Genomic DNA, 1,274 nt, shown 5'->3' with positions numbered 1-1,274 from the left:
AAAAACATATATTACTACACTCAGCTGATAATTATAGGAACTGTACTCACTTGAGCACTAAAATTTTTTAATGATGGAAATATACAATAAAAAAATAAAAAAAGAAATCATACAGATAATACTGTATGATCTCTATTTCCACTCCATCAACCCTATTTGACAAAGAGTTTTTTGAATAATATTAACAAGAAAATTTTGAAGTTTTGGCTTGGTGTTTAGCTCATGATGTTTTATAGTGGAAATAGATTATAATTAGTGTTATTCTAATGATAATGAAATATATAATAATACGAAAGGGGATGATTTTAAATTGACTTATACAGATGTAGCTAGCTTAATTGCCGCAATTTCTTTTGCAGTATTAGTGATATATATTATTATGAATTTACGTAAATTATTAAATGTATTTGATTCTTTAGAAGGAACAGTTAAACAATCTACTGATTCTATTGAAGTTATTACCAAAGATGTAGATGCTTTATCTAGAGAATTAGAAACATTATTAGGTTCAGTAAATGTATTAGCTAAAGATATGAATCAAAAATTAAAGAAGGTTGATCCATTATTTGATGCAATTGGAGATGTTGGTGAGACTGTTGTAGATGTAAATGATTCTACACGGAATTTAGCAGCAAAAGTAAGCCCATTTAAGAAATCTTCTACCATTCGAGTTGGTAAATCAGTAGAAAAAAAGAATAAAAAATAAGGGAGATTGGTTATTATGAGTAAAAAAACTTATGGCTTTGTATTAGGTGCTATGATTGGTGCTGCTTCAGCAGCAGCTACAGCATTATTATTAGCTCCTAAATCAGGTAAAGAATTACGTGAAGATTTAATGGCTGAAGCAGATCGTGTTAAAAGCCAAATGAATGACTATTCTGAATTTGCTTTAGAAAAAGGTGCTGAATTTAGCGAAGTTGCTAAAAATGCTACTGAAGATATTCGTGTTAACTTAAAAGAATCTGCCACTCAATTAAAAGATTCAGTAACGAATAAAGTTGTTTCTTTTAAAAATGAAGATGATGAACCAGAAGAAATTGAAACAGTTATTGATTTAGTAGATGATGTTGCAGATAGAGTAGCAGAAGAAATCAAAGAAGAGATTCAAGAAGAAATTAATGAATAATAAATTGTAAAAATAAGTAGTTAAATCATTATTTAACTACTTATTTTTTTGGTTCTTCGTCAAGTAGTGTTGTTGAGGAATTATTAAAAGAAATCTGAAAGATTTATATTAGGGCTTAGTGGACTTGTTTACCACACAAAAGAGGTAG

2 protein-coding genes are annotated in these 1,274 nt (G+C 28.5%); both read left to right on the top strand.

What is annotated here, in order from left to right; all coding sequences use genetic code 11:
- The first annotated feature begins 310 nt into the window (after positions 1-310).
- Positions 311-706: a DUF948 domain-containing protein gene (locus tag BMX09_RS09860; RefSeq protein WP_177159610.1), complete on the top strand. Its 396-nt coding sequence runs from the start codon at positions 311-313 to the stop codon at positions 704-706.
- Between the two features lie 15 nt (positions 707-721).
- On the top strand, positions 722-1,126 hold the full coding sequence (locus tag BMX09_RS09855; protein ID WP_089748107.1) for a YtxH domain-containing protein: 405 nt from the start codon (positions 722-724) through the stop codon (positions 1,124-1,126).
- Positions 1,127-1,274 lie beyond the last annotated feature (148 nt).

It is taken from the genome of Granulicatella balaenopterae, assembly GCF_900111135.1.
GTDB lineage: Bacteria > Bacillota > Bacilli > Lactobacillales > Aerococcaceae > Granulicatella > Granulicatella balaenopterae.
This window is presented reverse-complemented; position numbering and strand designations above follow the sequence as displayed.

Bases quoted from the DNA above. Each gene is read 5' to 3' on its own strand.
- BMX09_RS09855 (WP_089748107.1), top strand. From the start codon at position 722: ATGAGTAAAAAAACTTATGGCTTTGTATTAGGTGCTATGATTGGTGCT.